The sequence below is a fragment of the Caulobacter sp. HMWF025 genome (genome assembly GCF_003060965.1).
Lineage (GTDB): Bacteria > Pseudomonadota > Alphaproteobacteria > Caulobacterales > Caulobacteraceae > Caulobacter.
In genome coordinates, this window is record NZ_QAII01000131.1 from 1 (window position 1) to 1,535 (window position 1,535).

2 protein-coding genes are annotated in these 1,535 nt (G+C 65.0%); both read right to left on the bottom strand.

Annotated features, from left to right (window positions below):
- Positions 1 to 873, bottom strand: an 873-nt coding sequence (locus tag DBR10_RS14170; RefSeq protein ID WP_146187852.1) for a sialate O-acetylesterase, incomplete at its 3' end; no start/stop codon positions are given.
- Between the two features lie 356 nt (positions 874 to 1,229).
- Positions 1,230 to 1,535, bottom strand: a 306-nt coding sequence (locus DBR10_RS20130) for a hypothetical protein (protein ID WP_233243417.1), incomplete at its 5' end; no start/stop codon positions are given.

Consider the following 1,535-nt stretch of genomic DNA (forward strand, 5'->3'; position numbering starts at 1 on the left):
CATGAGAGACAGGGCGGCGGTTGCGACGTCAGCGGCCTGCCAGGCTCTCGAGGCCCCTGTGTAGTGACCGCCGTCGAGCTGCTCCAGCCCGAAGGCTGCCGCGGCGAAGGCCATGTTGGCATGGGCCGCAACGACCTGCTGCTGGGCCGCGACGATGGCCGCCCAACCCTGCGGAATGAAGGGGGCCTGGCCGTTGTCGAGATGTCCAAGCCCGCCGACCACGACATTCTCGACCTGAACCGCACTGAAGAGACGCTGCAACAGGGTCTCGAATCCAGCGGCGTAGGCGCTCTGGGTCGCGGTTTGGCCCGTCTTCAGGGTACTGCCTTCGGCTTCGCCCTGGATCCAGATTGCGAACTTGGCAGATCCTCCGACGGACTTCAGCAGGTTGACGGCTGTCGCCAGCAGACCATTGGCCGCTGTGTTCAACCAGTAGCCCAGGCCCGTGTCGAACTCCTGCAGCAGGGCCGTTCCGCCGGCCGAGGCATTGATGAAGGCGACGGGCGCGTTGCCTGCGCCTTCGGAGAGAACCCGGGCGAAGGTGAGGGCCCCGGCTCCGGTCGCGGCGGTCCAGTCGCCGGACTGCAGGACATAGGCCCCCGCCCCGGTGGTCGGCACGGTCGAGGGGGCCTGGAACCAGCCGACCATGTTCGACTGTCCGAGGGCCAGAATGATCTCGCCGACGGCGAGGCGAGTCGAGGTGGTCGTCGAGCCTGAGCGGACCTGGAGTTCGTAGCCGTCGCCGATCGGAATCGCTGCCAGCGATCCGCCGCTCGTCCAGTCGATGATGACCTGGCCGTCCTTCAGGACACGGGCCGAGTCCCCCACATAGGTGAGGCTCGCAACACCATTGCGTTCCTGAAGGAAAATCATGTTTTACCGACGCCCGTTCCCGAACTCCCGAATGAGCGCGCGCGGTGGCCACACTGTGTGTGTGCCCTCGCTGTTGATCATCTGGAAGCCATCCCCAAGCCATCACGTTAACCAAGTTCCCGACCTTAAGCCAAGCTTGAGCGGGCGGTATCCACAACAGTCGCGTTAAAAGCCCCGGCGACTCGCCTGACGGGCGAAAATCGCTGCTTCTGCAGGCAGCCAGGGCTTCGATGGGCGGGTGCCCGTCTCGATGGTTCGGCCCCGCCGGTCGCTCGCGCGCAAAGGGGCGGATGCATATCGCCCCCGCCAATCCTTACGCGGCCCTTATGCGGTCACGCGCTTCCCGCATGGCGAGCTTATGCGCCGACGTGGTCTTCAAGCCGCCTATCCGAATGGAGGCGGCACATGGCTGACCTGATTTTTCTGGCGCTGGGCGTGGGGTTGTTTGCAGCCTTCTCCGGCTTCGCCATGGCGTTGAGGCGCGTCTGACCATGCTGGTGAGCGTGCTGTGGGGAGCCGGGGCGATCGTCGTCGCGGTCTATATGGTCGCGGCCCTGCTGCGACCCGACAAGTTCTGACGGATCACATTCCCAAAAGGATTGGCCATGAATTGGCAAGGATGGGCGGAAATCGCCCTGACGCTGGGCCTGGCGGTCGCGATT